17 protein-coding genes are annotated in these 17128 nt (G+C 53.2%); 9 read left to right on the top strand and 8 right to left on the bottom strand.

The window, feature by feature from the left end; all coding sequences use genetic code 11:
* The first annotated feature begins 25 nt into the window (after positions 1-25).
* The gene (locus tag HEQ60_RS04930) at positions 26-1012 is read left to right on the top strand and encodes an asparaginase (protein WP_168070121.1); all 987 of its coding nucleotides are present in this window, start codon (positions 26-28) and stop codon (positions 1010-1012) included.
* On the opposite strand, the gene plsY is transcribed toward HEQ60_RS04930, so the two are convergent.
* From plsY to ruvX, 4 genes are all read right to left on the bottom strand, one after another.
* Positions 1013-1630, bottom strand: coding sequence for a glycerol-3-phosphate 1-O-acyltransferase PlsY (gene plsY, locus HEQ60_RS04925; protein ID WP_168070119.1), 618 nt, complete (start codon positions 1628-1630; stop codon positions 1013-1015).
* Positions 1614-2903, bottom strand: coding sequence for a dihydroorotase (gene pyrC, locus HEQ60_RS04920; RefSeq protein WP_168070117.1), 1290 nt, complete (start codon positions 2901-2903; stop codon positions 1614-1616). Before pyrC ends, plsY begins: the two co-directional genes overlap by 17 nt.
* A 24-nt stretch (positions 2904-2927) precedes the next feature.
* The gene (locus HEQ60_RS04915; RefSeq protein ID WP_168070115.1) at positions 2928-3875 is read right to left on the bottom strand and encodes an aspartate carbamoyltransferase catalytic subunit; all 948 of its coding nucleotides are present in this window, start codon (positions 3873-3875) and stop codon (positions 2928-2930) included.
* 120 nt (positions 3876-3995) lie between these two features.
* Positions 3996-4457 carry a Holliday junction resolvase RuvX gene (gene ruvX / locus HEQ60_RS04910; RefSeq protein ID WP_168070402.1) on the bottom strand — a complete coding sequence of 154 codons (462 nt, stop codon included), beginning with the start codon at positions 4455-4457 and terminating at the stop codon, positions 3996-3998.
* 169 nt (positions 4458-4626) lie between these two features.
* Between ruvX and gatC the strand changes: the two genes are divergently transcribed.
* Genes gatC through gatB form a run of 3 tightly spaced genes read left to right on the top strand, consistent with a single transcriptional unit; the run spans position 4627 to position 7848 of the window.
* Positions 4627-4914: an Asp-tRNA(Asn)/Glu-tRNA(Gln) amidotransferase subunit GatC gene (gatC, locus tag HEQ60_RS04905; protein ID WP_168070114.1), complete on the top strand. Its 288-nt coding sequence runs from the start codon at positions 4627-4629 to the stop codon at positions 4912-4914.
* Positions 4915-6387, top strand: coding sequence for an Asp-tRNA(Asn)/Glu-tRNA(Gln) amidotransferase subunit GatA (gene gatA, locus HEQ60_RS04900; protein WP_168070113.1), 1473 nt, complete (start codon positions 4915-4917; stop codon positions 6385-6387). It begins immediately after the preceding gene.
* 6 nt (positions 6388-6393) lie between these two features.
* Complete coding sequence (gene gatB / locus HEQ60_RS04895) at positions 6394-7848, top strand: Asp-tRNA(Asn)/Glu-tRNA(Gln) amidotransferase subunit GatB (RefSeq protein ID WP_168070112.1); 1455 nt, start codon at positions 6394-6396, stop codon at positions 7846-7848.
* A gap of 78 nt (positions 7849-7926) precedes the next feature.
* On the opposite strand, the gene HEQ60_RS04890 is transcribed toward gatB, so the two are convergent.
* Positions 7927-9249, bottom strand: coding sequence for a sugar MFS transporter (locus HEQ60_RS04890; RefSeq protein ID WP_168070111.1), 1323 nt, complete (start codon positions 9247-9249; stop codon positions 7927-7929).
* A gap of 237 nt (positions 9250-9486) precedes the next feature.
* Positions 9487-10512, bottom strand: a complete 1026-nt coding sequence (locus HEQ60_RS10620) for a glycosyltransferase family 4 protein (RefSeq protein ID WP_168070110.1) — start codon at positions 10510-10512, stop codon at positions 9487-9489.
* Positions 10513-10606: 94 nt separating this feature from the next.
* Here HEQ60_RS10620 and HEQ60_RS04880 point away from each other — a divergent pair, with 94 nt between their 5' ends.
* The 5 genes from HEQ60_RS04880 to HEQ60_RS04860 all read left to right on the top strand — a co-directional run bounded on the left by HEQ60_RS04880 (position 10607) and on the right by HEQ60_RS04860 (position 15908).
* Positions 10607-11332: a polysaccharide deacetylase family protein gene (locus HEQ60_RS04880; RefSeq protein WP_168070109.1), complete on the top strand. Its 726-nt coding sequence runs from the start codon at positions 10607-10609 to the stop codon at positions 11330-11332.
* Positions 11333-11372: 40 nt separating this feature from the next.
* Complete coding sequence (locus tag HEQ60_RS04875) at positions 11373-11834, top strand: YccF domain-containing protein (protein ID WP_168070107.1); 462 nt, start codon at positions 11373-11375, stop codon at positions 11832-11834.
* 158 nt (positions 11835-11992) lie between these two features.
* The gene (gene nhaA, locus HEQ60_RS04870) at positions 11993-13177 is read left to right on the top strand and encodes a Na+/H+ antiporter NhaA (RefSeq protein WP_168070105.1); all 1185 of its coding nucleotides are present in this window, start codon (positions 11993-11995) and stop codon (positions 13175-13177) included.
* Between the two features lie 211 nt (positions 13178-13388).
* Positions 13389-14255 carry a glyoxalase III HchA gene (gene hchA / locus HEQ60_RS04865; RefSeq protein WP_168070103.1) on the top strand — a complete coding sequence of 289 codons (867 nt, stop codon included), beginning with the start codon at positions 13389-13391 and terminating at the stop codon, positions 14253-14255.
* Between the two features lie 369 nt (positions 14256-14624).
* Entirely contained in the window at positions 14625-15908 is a 1284-nt protein-coding gene (locus HEQ60_RS04860) for a tyrosine-type recombinase/integrase (protein ID WP_168070102.1), read from the top strand.
* Here the strand turns inward: HEQ60_RS04860 and HEQ60_RS04855 are convergent.
* Both HEQ60_RS04855 and HEQ60_RS10965 read right to left on the bottom strand, forming a co-directional pair.
* Positions 15900-16913, bottom strand: a complete 1014-nt coding sequence (locus HEQ60_RS04855; protein ID WP_168070101.1) for a phage late control D family protein — start codon at positions 16911-16913, stop codon at positions 15900-15902. The genes HEQ60_RS04860 and HEQ60_RS04855 overlap by 9 nt on opposite strands.
* A complete protein-coding gene (locus HEQ60_RS10965) occupies positions 16904-17050 on the bottom strand; it encodes a tail protein X (RefSeq protein ID WP_168070398.1) in 147 nt (48 codons plus the stop codon). Before HEQ60_RS10965 ends, HEQ60_RS04855 begins: the two co-directional genes overlap by 10 nt.
* Positions 17051-17128 lie beyond the last annotated feature (78 nt).

The raw sequence follows: 17128 nt of genomic DNA, 5'->3' as shown, positions 1-17128 counted from the left end.
AATTTTTCTGCTCAGTAGGGGTGACATGCGTCCAGTCACAATTATGTATACAGGCGGTACCATTGGAATGGAGCTTGGTGAACGGGGTTGGCGTCCTGCTGCTTCCTTTGTCTCGCTCCTTGATCGTATGCTGCCGGGTTGTATTGATGGCAGGGATGTGGTGCTGGAATATGCCCCCGCTGTTGACAGTGCCCATGTTGATCCTGCCCTTTGGTACAAGATCGGCCGCGAGTGTGTACGCGCAACTTCATCTGGCCATGGTGTTATTGTCGTGCATGGTACTGATACATTGTCTTGGACAGCTGCAAGTCTTGCCATGCAGCAGGTTGCACGTGGAGCACCTGTTGTTCTGACTGGCTCCATGATCCCTATGGTTGGTCATGACAGTGATGGTATCCGGAATCTGGAACAGGCACTTTCTGTTGCGAGAGATCCTGATACTCATGGCGTTCTCGTTTGCTTTGGAAGCCGCATCATCCCTGCTGTACGTAGTCGTAAAATATCTACATCAACTTTTGATGCATTTCGTGATGTTTTATCGTTGGGGGGTGTAGATACTCCATGGTCAATTCCGCGTAACAAAGAGCTTGCTCTCGGTCCTCCACCGCCTTTACCAGCTGTTGTGGATGTTGGTCTTGTTACCTGCTATCCGGGGCTTTCTGCCGGGTTCTTGGCCGGATTGACGGCATGGCAGCCAAGTGGCTTGGTTCTGGAATGCTTTGGCAACGGTACAGCCCCTTTTGTAGAGGGAGCCTTGCAGCAGGTCCTATCCGATTTGGTGCGTCACGGAACATTGGTCGTTGCTGTCAGTCAATGCGCGGACGGAGCTATCGATCTGGATCATTATGAGGCAGGTGCAGCGTTACGCGATGCAGGTGTCCTTACAGGGCGTTGCCTGACACGGGAAACGGCTTTTGCCAAGCTACACCTTATCCTATCTCATGGCCTGCGTGGCCAGAAAGCTGCAGATATGTTCTTCCGTGATTTTTGTGGAGAGACCCGGATCTGCTAGCTATTGTGTCTTCCCCAGCCTGATCTTTGACTCTGTGCCTTGAAAGAGCCGTCTTATGTTTTCATGGTGGCGTACGAAGGCAAGGATAGCCAAGCCTGCAAACGCTGCAGCATGGATCGGGGAGGCCAGAAACCATGCTGAAGCCGGGGCTGTACCCAAGGCTATCAAGGCGGAGAGAGAGGAGTAGCGGGTCAGAAGGGCCATCAGGAACCAGATGCCGCAGGCTATGGCCCCAACAGGCCAAGCAGTCAGGAATAGAACCCCCAGTGTGGTGGCAACTCCTTTGCCTCCCTTGAAGCGAAGCCAGATCGGGAAGTTATGCCCCAGAACGGCGGCACATCCGGCAACAAGGCTGCCAGATGTATCAACCAGCATACCAGCCAGCGCGGCTGCAATGCCTCCCTTGCCCGCATCCATAACCAAGGTTGCCAGCGCCAGATCCTTGCGCCCTGTACGCAGGACATTGGTGGCACCTATGTTTCCCGATCCGATGGATCGAAGATCGTATCCAAACGGTTTTGTCAGCACAATGCCGAACGGTATGCTGCCAAAAAGGTATCCAAAAACAGTGCATAGAAGCAGGGTAAGCTCTGCAGGCACCTCAGGTACCGTGAACATAAATTGTTTTCCCGTCAACAATGGTACGCAACACTCGCCCCTGTAAGAGGTGTCCGTCAAAAGGCGAGTTTCTGGAGCCCGAGCAAGACCTACTTGCACTGTACTTCCAAGGCTTGTCCAGATCTACCACAATCAGATCGGCAGGGTACCCTGCTGCCAGTTTTCCGGCTTTGAGACCAAGTATGCGTGCTGGGTTGAGACTGAGAAGAGCAAGAGCCCGCAATATAGGCATGCTCCCATCGTGGACCATGCCCAGCGTCAGGGGCAAAAGCGTTTCCAGCCCAAGACCTCCGCAGGCTGCTCGCGCAAAGGGAACATCTTTTGTGTCACTATTCTGTGGCGCGTGATCCGAAACGATGGCGTCGATGGTACCATCCAGCAAGCCGGCAATGACAGCTCTTCTGTCACTCTCGGATCGTAGCGGTGGGCTCAGTTTCGCCGATGTGTTGTAGCCGGATATGGCCAGTTCATTCAGTGTAAAATAGGGAGGGGCTGTGTCGCATGTGACAGAAAGCCCCTTGGCTTTTGCTCGGCGTATGGCCTCGACACTGTCTGCTGTCGAGATGAGTGATGCATGATAGCGAGCGCCGGTCATCGCAACAAGGCGCAGATCTCGCTCGAGAAGGATGACTTCAGCCTCGGGTGGTATGCCGGAAAGACCCATACGGGTTGCGAGTTCTCCACTGGTCGCAACACCCTTTGCCAAGAATGGTTCTTCCGGTCTCTGGATCAAGAGAAGCCCGTACATGGATGTATACTGCATGATCCGTCTTAGTACGCCGGCATTTGATACAGCGTGCTCTCCCTCGGTAAACGCAATGGCACCTGCTGCGGACATAAGGCCATACTCAACCAGTTCTGTTCCTTTTGCCCCGGCTGTGGCCGTTGCGTAGGGATAAATTTTCACGGCTGAATCTGTACGCGCCTTGTTCAGGACAAAAGCAAGGGCTGCTTCGTTGTCAACCAGAGGATCCGTTCCGGGGAGGCCGGCGACTGAAGTTACGCCGCCTGATGCAGCCAGTAATCCCGTCGTGCGCAGTGTTTCCTTGTGCGTAAATCCCGGTTCGCGCAAATGGGTTCGCATGTCAACCAAACCCGGTGCAATCGCCATGCTTCTGCAGTCAATTGAGCTGTCTGCGTGTATCGCGCCGGAGTGCTGCAAGTGCGGTCCGCAATCTAGTATGCAGGGACCTTCAACCAGAAGACCGCCAAGCACATCCAGCTCAAGGGATGGATCCAGAAGGCGAGCGTTGAAATAGTGCGTTCGATGCATGGACGTTTCTGTTTCCGGGGTGGCTTACAAGCCATTATTCTCGGCATTGCGGATCAGGATATCCAGAATGGCCATACGGGCCGCAATGCTCATCTCAACTTGTTGGCGAATCAATGAACGATCAAGATCGTCAGCTACATCTGAGTCAATTTCGATACCCCGGTTGATCGGGCCCGGGTGCATGACAAGCGCATCGGGTTTGGCCAAGGCAAGTTTGTCGCGGTTCAGGCCAAAGAAGTGAGCGTATTCACGGGCAGAAGGAATGCAGCAATCACCAAGACGCTCATTCTGTACGCGGAGCATCATGATGATGTCAGCGCCCCGTATGCCTTCGCGCATGTCGGTAAAGGAAGTTACGCCCATGCATTCAATATGCGAGGGCAGCAATGGGCGCGGTGCAACAACCCGGATATTAGCCCCCATGGTGCTCAAAAGATGAATATTGGACCGTGCAACCCGGGAATGGGCAAGGTCTCCACAAATGGCGACCTCCAATCCCGCAAGCCGTCCCTTGTTCCGCCGTATGGTCAGGGCATCGACAATGGCTTGCGTCGGATGCTCGTGCAGGCCGTCGCCAGCATTGATGACGGCACACTGTACATGCTTGGACAGTAGCTGTGCGGCACCTGAATCATGGTGGCGAACAACCAGGACATCCAGCTTCATGGCGTTCAGGGTTACGGCCATATCAACAAGGGTCTCACCTTTGCAGATGGAGGATCCTGCCGAGGTCATGTTGATGACGTTGGCCCCCATCTTGAGTCCGGCAAGTTCGAAAGAAGCCCGTGTGCGGGTTGATGCTTCCATGAACAGGTTGACCTGCGTCCGTCCTGTCAGACGATTGGATGCATACCGGGGTTGGCGATTCCTGTCAGCATAACTATCTGCGAGATCGAGAAATTCTTCAATCTCGTGAGGGTATAACCCCTCCATGCCAAGAAAATGCCGATGAGAGTATGCTGGGTTCTTCATGGGGGCGAAATATGAGGTTAAAACATCATTCCGGCAAGGGGAGAATGGTGCGCGCCGGGGCAATATTTATGACAGTCCCGCATGCTGTGCGAGGAAGTCATGTATCGATTATCAGTAGATTTATTTGTCTGCAAAAGCAATGGCATCAAGGAATCCCTGAAGAATCCATGATGCTGCGTTTCTATCCACGGTTTTCGCTCTTTTTTTGCGGGACATGTCCAGTTCATCAATCATGACGCGTTCTACGGCTGCGGTTGACAAACGCTCATCCCAGAATGCGATCGGAAGCTGGGATATTGGCTGTTCCAGCGCTCTGATATTATCAGCAAATGTTCTTGTCGACTGGCAGCGACGTCCTTCTGTTCCATCCATTTCGACCGGCAACCCAAGGACCAGGCCGGCTATTTCGTACTCTGCAACCAGCTCGGACAGCAGGGTAACATCCTTTGTGAATTTGGTTCGACGAATTGTTGTGAGCGGAGTAGCGGTGATCAGCAAGGGGTCTGACAGGGCGATGCCTATGGTCTTGGTGCCAAGGTCCAGCCCGGCCAGCCTGCTGGAAGCAGGCAGGGCGTGTTTCATCTGCAAGGGCGAAAGCCCTGTCACAGGAAGCGGTGCGGGGTTGTTGCAGTCAGTCATGACGAGTGATACCTTCCGGCGATTTTACGCGTGTACAGCCCCGGATCGGCGCGTACTGTGTGCCGACGGGGATGCTCCCAAGACACTTACTCCCGCCAGGAGACTTTTTTCAATGTCGCTCGACAAAGATATCGTCCGGAACGTTGCGTTCCTAGCCCGTATTGAAGTGCCCGAAGACAGGCTTGATCCTCTGGCCAGCCAGCTTTCCGGTATTCTTGACTGGGTTGAACAGCTTTCTGACGTCAATACCGAAGGAACAGAGCCTATGACCAGTGTGACGGATGCGGTTCTGCGCTGGCGGGAGGATATCGTCTCTGATGGCGGTATGTGTGATTCTATTCTGGCCAATGCGCCGGAAGCCATGGATGGGTTTTTTGCCGTGCCGAAGGTGGTGGAATAAATGTCTGTTCTTGACCTGACCCTAGCCCAGGCCCGTGATGCCCTGCGCTCTCGCACGCTTTCAGCTGTTGAGCTGGTTGATTTCTACATTGGTATCATGGAGCAGAAGCGCCCGCTGAATGCCTTTATTACCGAAACAGCGGAGCTGGCACGCCAACAGGCCGTGGAAGCTGATGCTGCCTTGGCAGCAGGAAGCGCAGGACCGATGATGGGCATCCCCGTTGGCCTCAAGGACCTGTTCTGTACAGAAGGCGTTCGTACCACGGCTGGAAGCCGAATGCTGGAAGGGTTCATTCCGCCTTACGAAAGCACGGTTTCGGCAAATCTGCGCAAGGCGGGGGCTGTTTCTCTGGGCAAGCTGAATCTGGACGAATTCGCTATGGGTGGATCCAACCAGACAAGCTGGTTCGGCCCGGTTCGTAACCCGTGGAAGCCACGTGGCCAAGATGTGGACTTGGTGCCCGGCGGATCGTCCGGTGGATCTGCTGCTGCTGTGGCGGCCCGTATGGTGTTGGCCGCAACGGGTACAGATACGGGTGGATCTATCCGGCAACCTGCTGCTTATTGTGGGATTACGGGTTTGAAGCCAACGTACGGGCGTTGTTCCCGGTATGGCACCATTGCCTTTGCAAGCTCCCTGGATCAGGCTGGCCCCATGACCCGCACGGTTCGCGATGCGGCAATTATGCTGGGCGCGATGGCTGGTTTTGATCCAAAAGATTCCACCAGCGCAGACATTCCGGTGCCTGATTTTGAGGCGGCCCTGACTGGTGATATCCGTGGTTTGAAGATTGGTATCCCGGCTGAATATCGCTCGGATGGCCTGGATCCCGAGGTTGCTTCCCTGTGGGACAAGGGAGTGTCGTGGCTGAAGGATGCGGGTGCCGAAATTCATGACATAACTTTGCCGCACACCCGGTATGCCCTCGCAACGTATTATATCGTTGCGCCAGCCGAAGCATCCTCGAACTTGGCTCGCTACGATGGTTTGCGCTTCGGGATGAGGGTAGAAGGGAAATCCTTGGACGAGATGTATGCCAAAACCCGGGCAGCAGGGTTTGGTGAAGAGGTCCAGCGGCGTATTCTGATGGGGACCTATGTCTTGTCCGCCGGATACTATGATGCCTATTACCTTAAAGCCCAGAAAGTGCGGTCCTGTATTGCGCGGGATTTTCGTGATGCCTTCCGGTCTGTTGATGCGATCTTGACGCCAACCGCCCCGACCGCAGCTTTTGCGCTGGGTACAAAAATGGATGATCCTATTGCAATGTATTTGAATGATATTTTTACAGTCCCTGCCTCATTGGCCGGTTTGCCCGGATTATCTGTGCCTGCTGGATTGAATGCATCGGGTCTGCCTCTTGGGCTTCAGATCATCGGTCGTCCTTTTGATGAGGAAACTGTTCTGCGAGCCGGGGATGTTCTGGAAAAGGCCGCCAGTTTCCACGGTGTTCCGGCTTTGGTAAAAGGATAAGGCGCGATGAGCTATCATATCAAAGGTGAAACCGGGGACTGGGAACTGGTTATCGGGCTTGAGGTTCATGCCCAGGTTATCTCTCAATCCAAGTTGTTTTCAGGCGCAGCAACAACGTTCGGAGCCGAGCCGAACACGCAGGTTTCGTTTATTGACGCCGGCTTTCCCGGCATGCTGCCGGTTATCAATGGCGTGTGCGTGGAGCAAGCTGTTCGTACGGGTTTGGGGCTGAAGGCGCAGATTAATAAACGCAGTGTTTTTGCGCGCAAGAATTATTTTTATGCTGACCTGCCCCAAGGGTATCAGATCAGCCAGTATGATCAGCCGATTGTTGGTGAGGGGCAGATTGTACTGGATTTGCCCGATGGATCAAGCCGTACGGTTGGTATCGAGCGCCTGCATCTTGAGCAGGATGCAGGGAAATCCGTTCATGACCAGCACCCTGCAAAGTCTTTGATTGACTTGAATCGTTCCGGTGTTGCGCTGATGGAAATTGTTTCCAAGCCAGATATGCGGACGCCGGAAGAAGCCGGGGCATACTTGCGTAAGCTGAGATCCATTCTGCGTTACTTGGAAACATGTGATGGAAACATGGAGGAAGGCTCCATGCGTTGCGATGTCAACGTATCGGTCCGCAAAGCTGGAGAGCCATATCGGACACGTTGTGAGATCAAGAACGTCAATTCCGTTCGCTTTGTCATGCAGGCCATTGAATATGAAGCTCGCCGCCATGTTGAAGTGTATGAAAGCGGTGGCCAGATTGTTCAGGAGACACGTCTGTTTGACTCCTCACGTGGTGAGACACGGTCGATGCGGTCCAAGGAACATGCGCATGATTATCGGTATTTCCCTGACCCGGATCTTTTACCCCTGGAGTTTGATGATGCATTTGTTGAGCGCATCAAGGCAACGTTACCCGAGCTTCCTGATGATAAAAAAGTGCGGTTTGTATCCTCCTATGGCCTGACACCTTATGATGCAGGTGTTCTGGTTATGGAGAAGGAAACTGCGGCTTATTTCGAGGAGGCAGCGGAAGGACGTGATGGAAAGCAGGTTGCAAACTGGTTGATTACAACGCTTTTTGGTGGCCTGAACAAAAAGGGGCTTTCCATTTCACAAAGCCCGGTCAGTCCATCCCAGCTTGGTCAGTTGGTGGATCTGGTAAAGGACAACACCATATCCGGCCGGTTGGCGAAAGACGTTTTTGAAATCATGATGGAGGAGGGAAAGGATCCTGCTCTTATCGTGGAAGAGCGGGGTATGAAACAGGTTACAGACAGCAGCGCGATTGAAGCTGCCTGTGATGCTGTTATTGCAGCCAATCCTGAGAAAGCCCAGGAAGTGCGGGATGGTAAAGAGAAGCTGGTTGCCTGGTTTATAGGGCAGGTTATGAAGGCAACTCAAGGCAAGGCCAATCCAGGTGTGCTGCAAGAAGTTCTCAAGAAAAAGTTGCTTGGTTAGAAAGCTGTGACTTTCTCTATGCTGGATAAAAAGAAGGCCCCGAATCACTCGGGGCCTTTCAAATTGTTGCGGAGAAATCTATCCGGCAGCGGGCTTGCCGGCCAAGGACCTGTTACTTGCATGCTGATGAGCATCTCCGGCACGGTGACCTCTGACGCCATAGTATAAAATATAGGCGTAGCATACGAGCGGAACAAAGAAGGCAGCCAGAAGCCCGACCTGATCAGCAACAAAGCCATGGATCAGAGGCACAATAGCCCCACCGACAATGGCCATACACAGAATGCCCGATGCTTTGCTGGTATGATGACCAAGACCCCTGACCGACAGGGTAAAGATTGTCGGGAACATGATGGAGTTGAACAGGCCAACGGCTATCAAGGACCACATAGCAATATGGCCACCGGACAGGATAGCTGTAATAATCAACCCTATAGCAATGGTGCAGTTGAAGGACAGAAACGCTCCGGGGTTGACATAGCGCATGATGGCTGCCCCAACAAAGCGTCCAACCATCGCACCGCCCCAGTACAGTGACAGATAAAAACCGGCCTCGGCTTCAGGAAGGCCGGCGATCTCCGGCATTGCCAGCAGATTAATCAAAAAGCTGCCAATTGCTACTTCTGCACCGACGTACATGAAGATACCGATGGTCCCAAGTACCAGATGACGATGGGACCAGATGCTGCTATGGCTTTTTGCATCAGTGCTCTTGTCCAGATCAATGACCGAATTGGTATTCCTGATGTCTGGCAACTTGATGAACATCAAAGCAAGCGCATTGGCGATCAGAATCCCAGCCAGCCACATGTACGGACCTTGCACAGAAGCCGCTTCTTTTGCCCGATATGCAGCCTGCTCTACCTCTGACATGCCTGCCAGTTCGCTGGCTGACAAGACAACCGTGCTCAGGATGAACAAGGATCCGATGTATGGAGCAATTGTTGTGCCGACGGAGTTAAAGGCCTGCACGACAGCGAGGCGGCTGGATGCCGTTTCCTGCTTGCCGAGAATGCTGACATAAGGGTTCATGCAAACTTGGATCAGGGTAATGCCAGACGCCAAGATGAATAGCGCACCCAGAAAAAGCGGATAGGATCGTTCGCTGGCGGCAGGCCAGAAAGCCATGCACCCGGCAGCCGTCACCAGAAATCCCACAACGAGGCCACGTTTGTAGCCGATCCGTTCAGCCAGCATGCCCGAAGGCAGGGACACGAAAAAATAAGCGGTAAAAAAGCAGAACTGGACCAGTGCCGCCTCGGCATAGCTGAGTGTAAAAACAGCTTTCAGATGAGGTACAAGCACGTCGTTCAGGCATGTAATCATACCAAGAAAAAAGAACGGTGCGGTCAACACGGCCAACGGGCCAAAATAGGAGCGATTTTGATGTGCAGTGGACATCGGAACAGCCTTTGTTCAGCGCTTCTGAAACAAACCGGTTCTTTTGCCGGTTTCCCCAAAACGGGGGTATGCGTGATGTCTTCAGATGCCTGAATTCTTTTGTCCTGACAACCCCCGATTTCCTTCTTTCTCCATAGGACGGGGGAAAGCCGTCATCATGTTGCGGTTTGAACTCATGTCGCAATGCAAAATTGTGCGATGGTGCAAATACAAAACACCCCTTGGCTTTTATCAATCTCAGGTTATTGTTTGATTGATAAAATCACGGGCTACGTCTTCCCAGCGTCGGATTGGTGCCAGCAACAGGCTTTGGTGCATGCTCTGCCATAATGTGTCATCGGACAGCAGGCGGATTGTTGCGTCTGCGAAAGATCGAGGGTTGGCTGTCATTGTGACAAAGCCCGTTTTTTTGTCTGTTATTCTTTCAGGCAGTGCCCCTGTATCATTGACGATGGCTGGAACGCCACAGGCTTGAGACTCGGCAATGGCCAAGCAGAAGCTTTCTGGTACCGTTGAGGGGTAGCAATGTACCCTCATTGACATCAGGGCGGATGCCAGACTATTCCGCTGCAGGGGAGGGTTGAGGAAAACGCCCGGAGTATGTTGTGCTTTTCCAAGAACAGCCTGCGTTTCTTCTGAACCACCTTCCCGTTGGCTCATAATACCCGGCCCCGTAAACAGGTGCAGCTCGGCTGAAGGAATGGCGGGAACAATATGCTGTTTCCACATATCGAGCAGGGGATCCAGCCCCCTCAGGGGATTGGACAGGAAAACGGCACGTGGTCCGGGGGGAATGGCTATGTGGGGGGAAGGGTAAAATACGGGATCGACACCATGAGGAATAACAAGCCGTCGTCCCGGGACCCATGCCGGAAGGGTAGAGGCATGAAATTTTGATAAAAAGACCATGGCAGACTTACGCCTGACAAGAGGCCACAGGTAGCGTGCCTTGAGAAGGTATTGGGCGGGATTATGGACCCAGAAAGCAATGTGCCTTGCCTTTGGAATAAGGCGCAGTACCGTATGTCCGCGGTTGGCAATGTACAAGTCGGCTGATTCCGGGTGGTTCCCGCTGATGGGTTCCCAGTTCACGCCATTATGCAGGACTGAGGTATTGGACTTTGTCAGGCAGGTTACATTATGGCCCAGTCTGGCAAAGGCTTCAGCAAGCCAGACCACACAGCTTTCTGCTCCCCCGAGAGGCCCTTGCTCCAAGCATAACCCGTTAAAAGGAACGCCATCATCAGCAATAATAATTCTCACCGGCCCGTAACTTTCATTGGTGTACAATTGTTATGGATCTGTTAAGGGAGCATAATCGACCTGTATCCGTTTTTCCGGAAAAATATTGAGTGCAATGAAATTTGATTTTCTCGCCCGCTGGTTGCCTATCATCCGTCGGCTCTCTCATAATGATGGGAGGGTCGGGTTATCTTATGATGACGGTCCTACCCCGGAGGCAACGCCTGGAATATTGAAGCTTTTGTCGGAGTATAATGCCGGCGCAACCTTCTTTCTATCAGGATGCCGCACCGTTCAATACCCTGATCTTGTAGCAGACATTGTGCGTGCAGGGCATCCGGTTTATGCTCATGGGTGGGACCATATTCGTCTTGACCATGCCGGTCCTGAACGCCTGAAAGCCGACCTTCTCAGGGGAGAGGAGTTGCTGGCACGTTTCCGTCCGACGCCAGATCCTTATCTTGTCCGTCTTCCTTATGCTGGTGGCTATCGTAATCCAAAAGTCCATCATACCATTCGCTCGTTCTGGCCTTCTGCCCAGGTTGCTCACTGGTCGTTGCATGTTGATGATCCCGGCTTGGCACGTATGTGCAAGACACCTGATGAAGTGCGCCTGGAAGGACAGAAGCGGATTGATGTCGCACTGGATACGGGCAGTCTGGAAGGGGCGGTGATGTTGCTGCACGATATGGCCTTTGATATAGACAGCTCCGTGCGTGCCGAAACGTCCTTAATTTTGACCGAGCAGTTTTTGGGGGGGCTTGCCAAAAGAGGGTTACGTGCCTGTCCTATGGATATATGTTCAGCGCCAAGCATCCTGGATCGTTTCCTCCTGCTATAATTGGCGATAGTCTTAACATGCCTCGAGAGGGGATCTTTTTGTGAGACAAAACAGCGCAGAGTATCCCCAAACCCCTGATCCCATTGTTCTTGTCTTGAATGTGGTCTGGGTTCTCTTGGGTGGTTTTGTGATGTTCTTGGGCTGGATCTTGGCCGCTTGCCTGATGGCCTTGACTATTGTCGGAATTCCTTGGGTCAGGTCTTCCCTCAATATTGCGTTTTATTCGTTATGGCCTTTTGGCCGTATGGCTGTTGACCGCCAGGATTTGTACGGTGAGCGTGATATCGGGACGGGGGTCTGGGGCCTTCTGGGCAATGTGCTGTGGTTTGCCCTTGCCGGTTGGTGGCTGGCGTTGGGGCACATATCATCTGCCTTGGCTTGCGCTATTACTCTTATTGGTTTGCCGCTGGCATGGGCGCATTTGAAGTTGGCGTGGATTTCCATCTTCCCTGTAGGAAAAGCTATTGTTGAGATCCCCAAAGGAACGGGACCGCGTTTGTAGTCAAGGAACGTGTTCCTTTGCCTGAGACCTGTACGCAAGGGAAAGAGCATCATACCGTGCGTGAGATGGGCCTTTTTGGTTGATGCGGGAGGATCCGTACTTTATTCATTATTTCTATGGGGTTGTTAGTTTTGAAAGAAAAAGAAAGGTTTCTTGGTATGGCATTGTCGATGATCCGGAAGTTCATGCATATGGAGGCTGCCGGAGGGCTTTGCCTTGTCGGTGCGGCATGCATAGCCCTTCTTTTGGCCAACAGTGCGGGGGCGCCCTTTTATCAGGACTTTCTGACGACAAAACTTGCCGTGACCTTTAATGGAGCCGGTATAGACAAGCCCCTGCTGCTTTGGATCAATGATGGCCTTATGGCTGTTTTTTTCCTTTTGGTAGGCCTTGAAATCAAAAGAGAAGTCCTTGAGGGAGAATTATCATCCCGCAAGAAGGCATTGATGCCTGGTATTGCTGCGCTTGGTGGTATGATAGGGCCTGCTCTCGTCTATATCGCTTTCAATATGGCGTGGCCTGACAGGTTGAATGGATGGGCTATTCCCGCGGCAACTGATATAGCGTTTGCCTTGGGGGTTATGGCCCTTGCAGGGAAGAGAGTTCCGGCTACCCTGAAGATTTTTCTTTTGGCCCTGGCGGTCATGGATGATCTTGGAGCCATTATTATTATTGCATTTTTCTATACCAGCCACCTTTCCATGCTTTCTCTCGGGCTGGCTGTTATAGCAATTATGATTTTGTTCAGCCTGAACAAGGCAGGAATCAATCGAATAACCCCCTATGTTCTTGTTGGTGTCTTTTTGTGGGTTTGTGTGCTGAAGTCCGGCGTTCACGCCACGTTGGCAGGGGTTGTTCTTGGGCTGGCTATTCCTTTGCGTGGATCTGGCCAAGCTTCAGAGTCTCCTTTGAAGCATGTCGAGGAAGCGCTTCACCCATGGGTTGCTTTTGGGATTATGCCGATCTTTGCATTTGCCAATGCGGGTGTTTCATTGGCCGGCGTTACATATGATGTTGTTTTCAGCACCATTACGCTTGGTATTGGTCTGGGGCTTTTCATTGGAAAGCAGGTTGGGGTTATGACCTTTACCTGGTTTGCGTCAGTCCGTGGCATTGGATCTTTGCCCAAAGGGGTGTCGTGGGCTCAGTTTTATGGGATGTCTGTTATTACGGGCATTGGTTTTACCATGAGCTTGTTTGTCGGCACGCTTGCTTTCCCTTCCGGCCTTCATGATGCTGAAATTCGTCTGGGCGTTCTGGGGGGGTCTTTACTATCGGCTCTTGTTGGGTTGCTTATTCTTAAGAGAGCGACCCCTCTGGAGAGGGCCGAAGGGCTAGCTTAGTGGACACTGGCGCCTTGGTGCTGCGAGGGACTGTATAACTCTCCTTGTGGCACCAAGCTTGTTTAAAGTCAGGTATTCCGGTTCAGCGGACCCTTAATTCGATTATCTTTTTTTATATGTTGATTAATATTAATATAAAATTATTTGTAATTATTATGGATTCATTCAGGATATCCTATCCCCATCAGTGTGAATTGGCATGGAGTGGGTTATGAATTCTGGAAAGAGCGATATGAATCCAACGCCTGATTCCACAGAAGATAATGCCTTCTTTCCATCTCCCTATTCCCTTGCGCAATTTACCTCTCAGATCTCCGACTTGTCTGATGCAAATTACCCGAGTGCATACAAGAGTGGGCGGTGGAAAGTATTGGTCATTGGTGCGGATGAGCGCTACCTGCTGCTTGAGAATGGAACTTTCTTTTCTACGGGAAATCACCCGGTAGAAACCCTGCTTCCCATGTATCATCTTCATAAGGCCGGGTTCGAGTTCGATTTTGCCACTCTCTCTGGCTATCCCATAAAGTTCGAGTTATGGGCAATGCCTCGTCAGGATACAGAAGTGATGGGGCTGTACAAAAAGTATAATGCTGCGATGAAGAGCCCTAGGCGGTTAAGGGATGTTGTGGAGACATCCCTCGGGCAGCATTCGGATTACATAGGTATTTTTATACCAGGTGGACACGGTGCCCTTATGGGCTTGCCCGAGAGTTCTGAGATGAAGGCATTGCTGGAATGGGTTTCGGAGAAGAATAAATTCTTGATCTCTATTTGCCATGGGCCTGCAGCTTTTTTGGCTGTTGGTGAAGAGAGCCTTCTTTATAGAGGCAAAAAGATTGTTGCCTTCCCCGATTCAATGGACGCAAAAACACCGGAGGTTGGCTATATGCCGGGGTATTTGACATGGAAATTTGGTGAGAAACTAAAGCGTCTGGGCTTTGAAATACTCAATGACCAAATCTCCGGGCAAGTCCATAAGGATGGAAAAATCCTTACCGGCGATAGCCCGCTTGCTGGGAACGCATTGGGAAAGCTGGCTGCGTGGGAGTTCCTAGCCGAGGTGAACGGAAAGAGCTGATCCTGTCAACGGTTCTGCCGATTTGTGGTGCTATTTTTCTATTCTCTTATGGGCTCAGTAAGGACAGCTAACGTCAGGGCAGGGTAATTATCTTCTTCCAGCAGAAGTGTGGTCAAGGTGTGGGATAACGCCGCTTCTCTTTTTATAAAGTCTTATAAATCAATTTTTTAGAGGGCTAATATGGCGGAGCGGGAGTCCCGTTTTCCGGGCCACGGCTCGGCCACAGGCAACCACCACGAATCATTGCCACCATCTTGAATAATAAGTCTTTTTTAGAAAGGCTGTTGCAAAAAATGCTCGTACCCGCATAGAAAGCCAGCTTGGCTATGACGCCAAAGTGTGGGACAAAGTGTGGGATGGCCTGGACGCATGGCGAAACTTTTAATCTCTCAAGTAAAGTCGATATCGGCGCCGGGCAAGTACGGCGATGGTGACGGCCTGTGGCTCAGGGTAGGCCCGACTGGGCGGAAGATGTGGGTGTTCCGGTACCAGATCAACGGCGTGCGGAGGGATATGTCACTGGGCTCGACGGACGCAGTAAGTTTGCGAGACGCCCGGCTTGCCAAGAATGAGGCGAAGAAGCTTCTTGCCGACGGGATCGACCCCTTGAGGGTGCGAGCCCGGCAGGTCAGCACGAGCGATGCCCCGCTTGATGAAGCCACCCCCACGGCGCCAAAAACCTTCAATGACGCCGCCAAAGAATACCTCGACGCTCACATGGGCGCGTGGAAGAATGCCACGCACAAGCAGCAGTGGGTCAATACCCTGGCCTCGTACGTCAGGAAGCGCATTGGTAAAGTAGCCCTTGATCAGATCACAACTGACGATGTCTTGGCGATCTTGACCCCCATCTGGTTATCAAAGCCTGAAACAGCCCGTCGGGTCCGGGGACGGATCGAAAGAATTCTGGATTACGCCTGTGCGCGGGGCTGGCGGTCCGGCGAGAACCCGGCCCGGATGCGCGGCCACCTTGATCATCTTCTGCCGCGGCGCCCTGCAACCAGCAAGGCCCATTTCGCTGCGATGCCTTGGAAAGATCTCCCGGACTTCTTTATGTCGCTGCAGAGCGAAGACACCTCAATGTCTGCGCTTGCACTCCAGTTTTGTATCTTGACCGGGTGCCGCACCAATGAGGTTTTGCAAGCGACCTGGAGCGAGATTGACATGAAAGCCCGCGTCTGGTCGATCCCGCCAGCACGGATGAAAATGGGGCGGCTTCATCGGGTTCCATTGGCACGGCAGACTGTCTCGCTTCTAGAGACCCTCAAGGACTATCGCCGCTCCCAGTACCTCTTTCCGGGACAACGCCAGAACAAGCCGCTGTCAAACATGTCTATGTTGATGATGATGCGCCGCCTGGGCTATGGCCATCTTACAGTGCACGGATTCCGTTCGAGTTTCCGGGACTGGGCTGCCGAGGCAACCCAGCATCCGAGCGCTGTCGCAGAAATGGCGCTAGCCCACACAATCAAGAACAAGGTTGAAGCCGCCTACCGGCGCGGAGACATGATCGAAAAACGCACAGCGTTGATGCAGGACTGGGCGGACTATCTGACTGGATGCACGACACCTACAGAGCAGGTCGAAGATTTGGTCAAGCGACTTTCGCGGCGGGATCTGGAGCGCCTTATCGCTCTCGCGCAATCAGTCTGAAACCGACTCACATGTAAGCGTTGTGGTATAGCCGCTGCGCGATAATGAATGCTCCGCACGGGTGATCAGCCACAGTCCGTTCGCACTGCTCCGGAAGCCTTTCAGTTCTACCCGGGCCTCCGCAATGAGAGCCGGGTTGCCCGGCAACGTCAGCGACAGCTGCTTTTCGGCGCGGGCTCGCTTTTCAAGCTCTGCGACCGCAGCTTGCTTCGCCCCCGCTGCGTCGGCAAACGGATGCCGAATGCGGGCGACGGGCTCGCCTTGGCCCGCCACAACCTCGCGCACCACCCCGGCGTCGAGGTCATTCCACTGCGTGATAACCTGTCCGACCGGCTGCCGCTTGGTAATTGTTACACGATACTGGGTTATCTCGCCCCGGGCGACCGCCACGACCGGCAGGGGCTTGCCCGTGGTCGTCTTGCTCTCCCCGCGTTTGGCGATAACCAGATGACCGCCCGCAGGCTTGGCAAGGGCGTCATAGTCCTTGGACAAACGGGTCAGCAGCGCCATGTCGGACTCATTGGCCTGATCAACATGCGGCAGGCTTGTGGCTGCAAGCGCTGGCGCTACTGCGGCTTTCAGTCCGTGTTCCTGCGCGATGACCTGCACCATGTCCCCCAGCGTTGTCCCGGCTGCCCACGAGCGGTTTTTTTGTGTTGTCAACATCGGGCGCCTGGACCCGGCTTCACTCGTTGACGCCGCCTGGACAGATGCCTTCGCCTTGACCGTGATGCAATCAGGTGGCCCGGATACCTCCAGCTCGTCCACTATGAACAAACCCATCTTTCGCAACGCATTATCATAGCCCAGGGCTACGCAGAGCTCCGTCCCTGCGGCGGGCAAAGCCAATGGTTTGCGGTCATTGGGGTCCGCCAGTGTAAGCTCCAGCGAGTCACTTTGTAGCCCCGCCTCGTCGGTGAGGCGCAAGGACACAAGGTGGCCGCTGATTCCTGCGGTAATGTCAGCATCATTGGCCCGGATCTGGAAGCAGGGCTTTATCCCCATAACGCTTCTCCCGGCGCCACACGCGGCGGCATATCCGGCAGAGCAATATCCAGACCGGCGGGCAGAACCATACCATAGCGGACCAGCCCGGGGTTGAGCGGAGAAAGGACGAAACAACACGTTTCAGGGTGTTTCAGCCATTTCGGTGGTTAGAACGCGTGTTGTGCGACCGATGTTGTCTTGCTTGGGTTCAGCCCCACAGGATGGACAGGCTC

This window comes from Haematospirillum sp. H1815 (assembly GCF_012102705.1).
GTDB lineage: Bacteria > Pseudomonadota > Alphaproteobacteria > Rhodospirillales > Rhodospirillaceae > Haematospirillum.
Note: the sequence above shows the minus strand (reverse complement) of the source record. Positions and strands in the feature narration are given on the sequence as shown.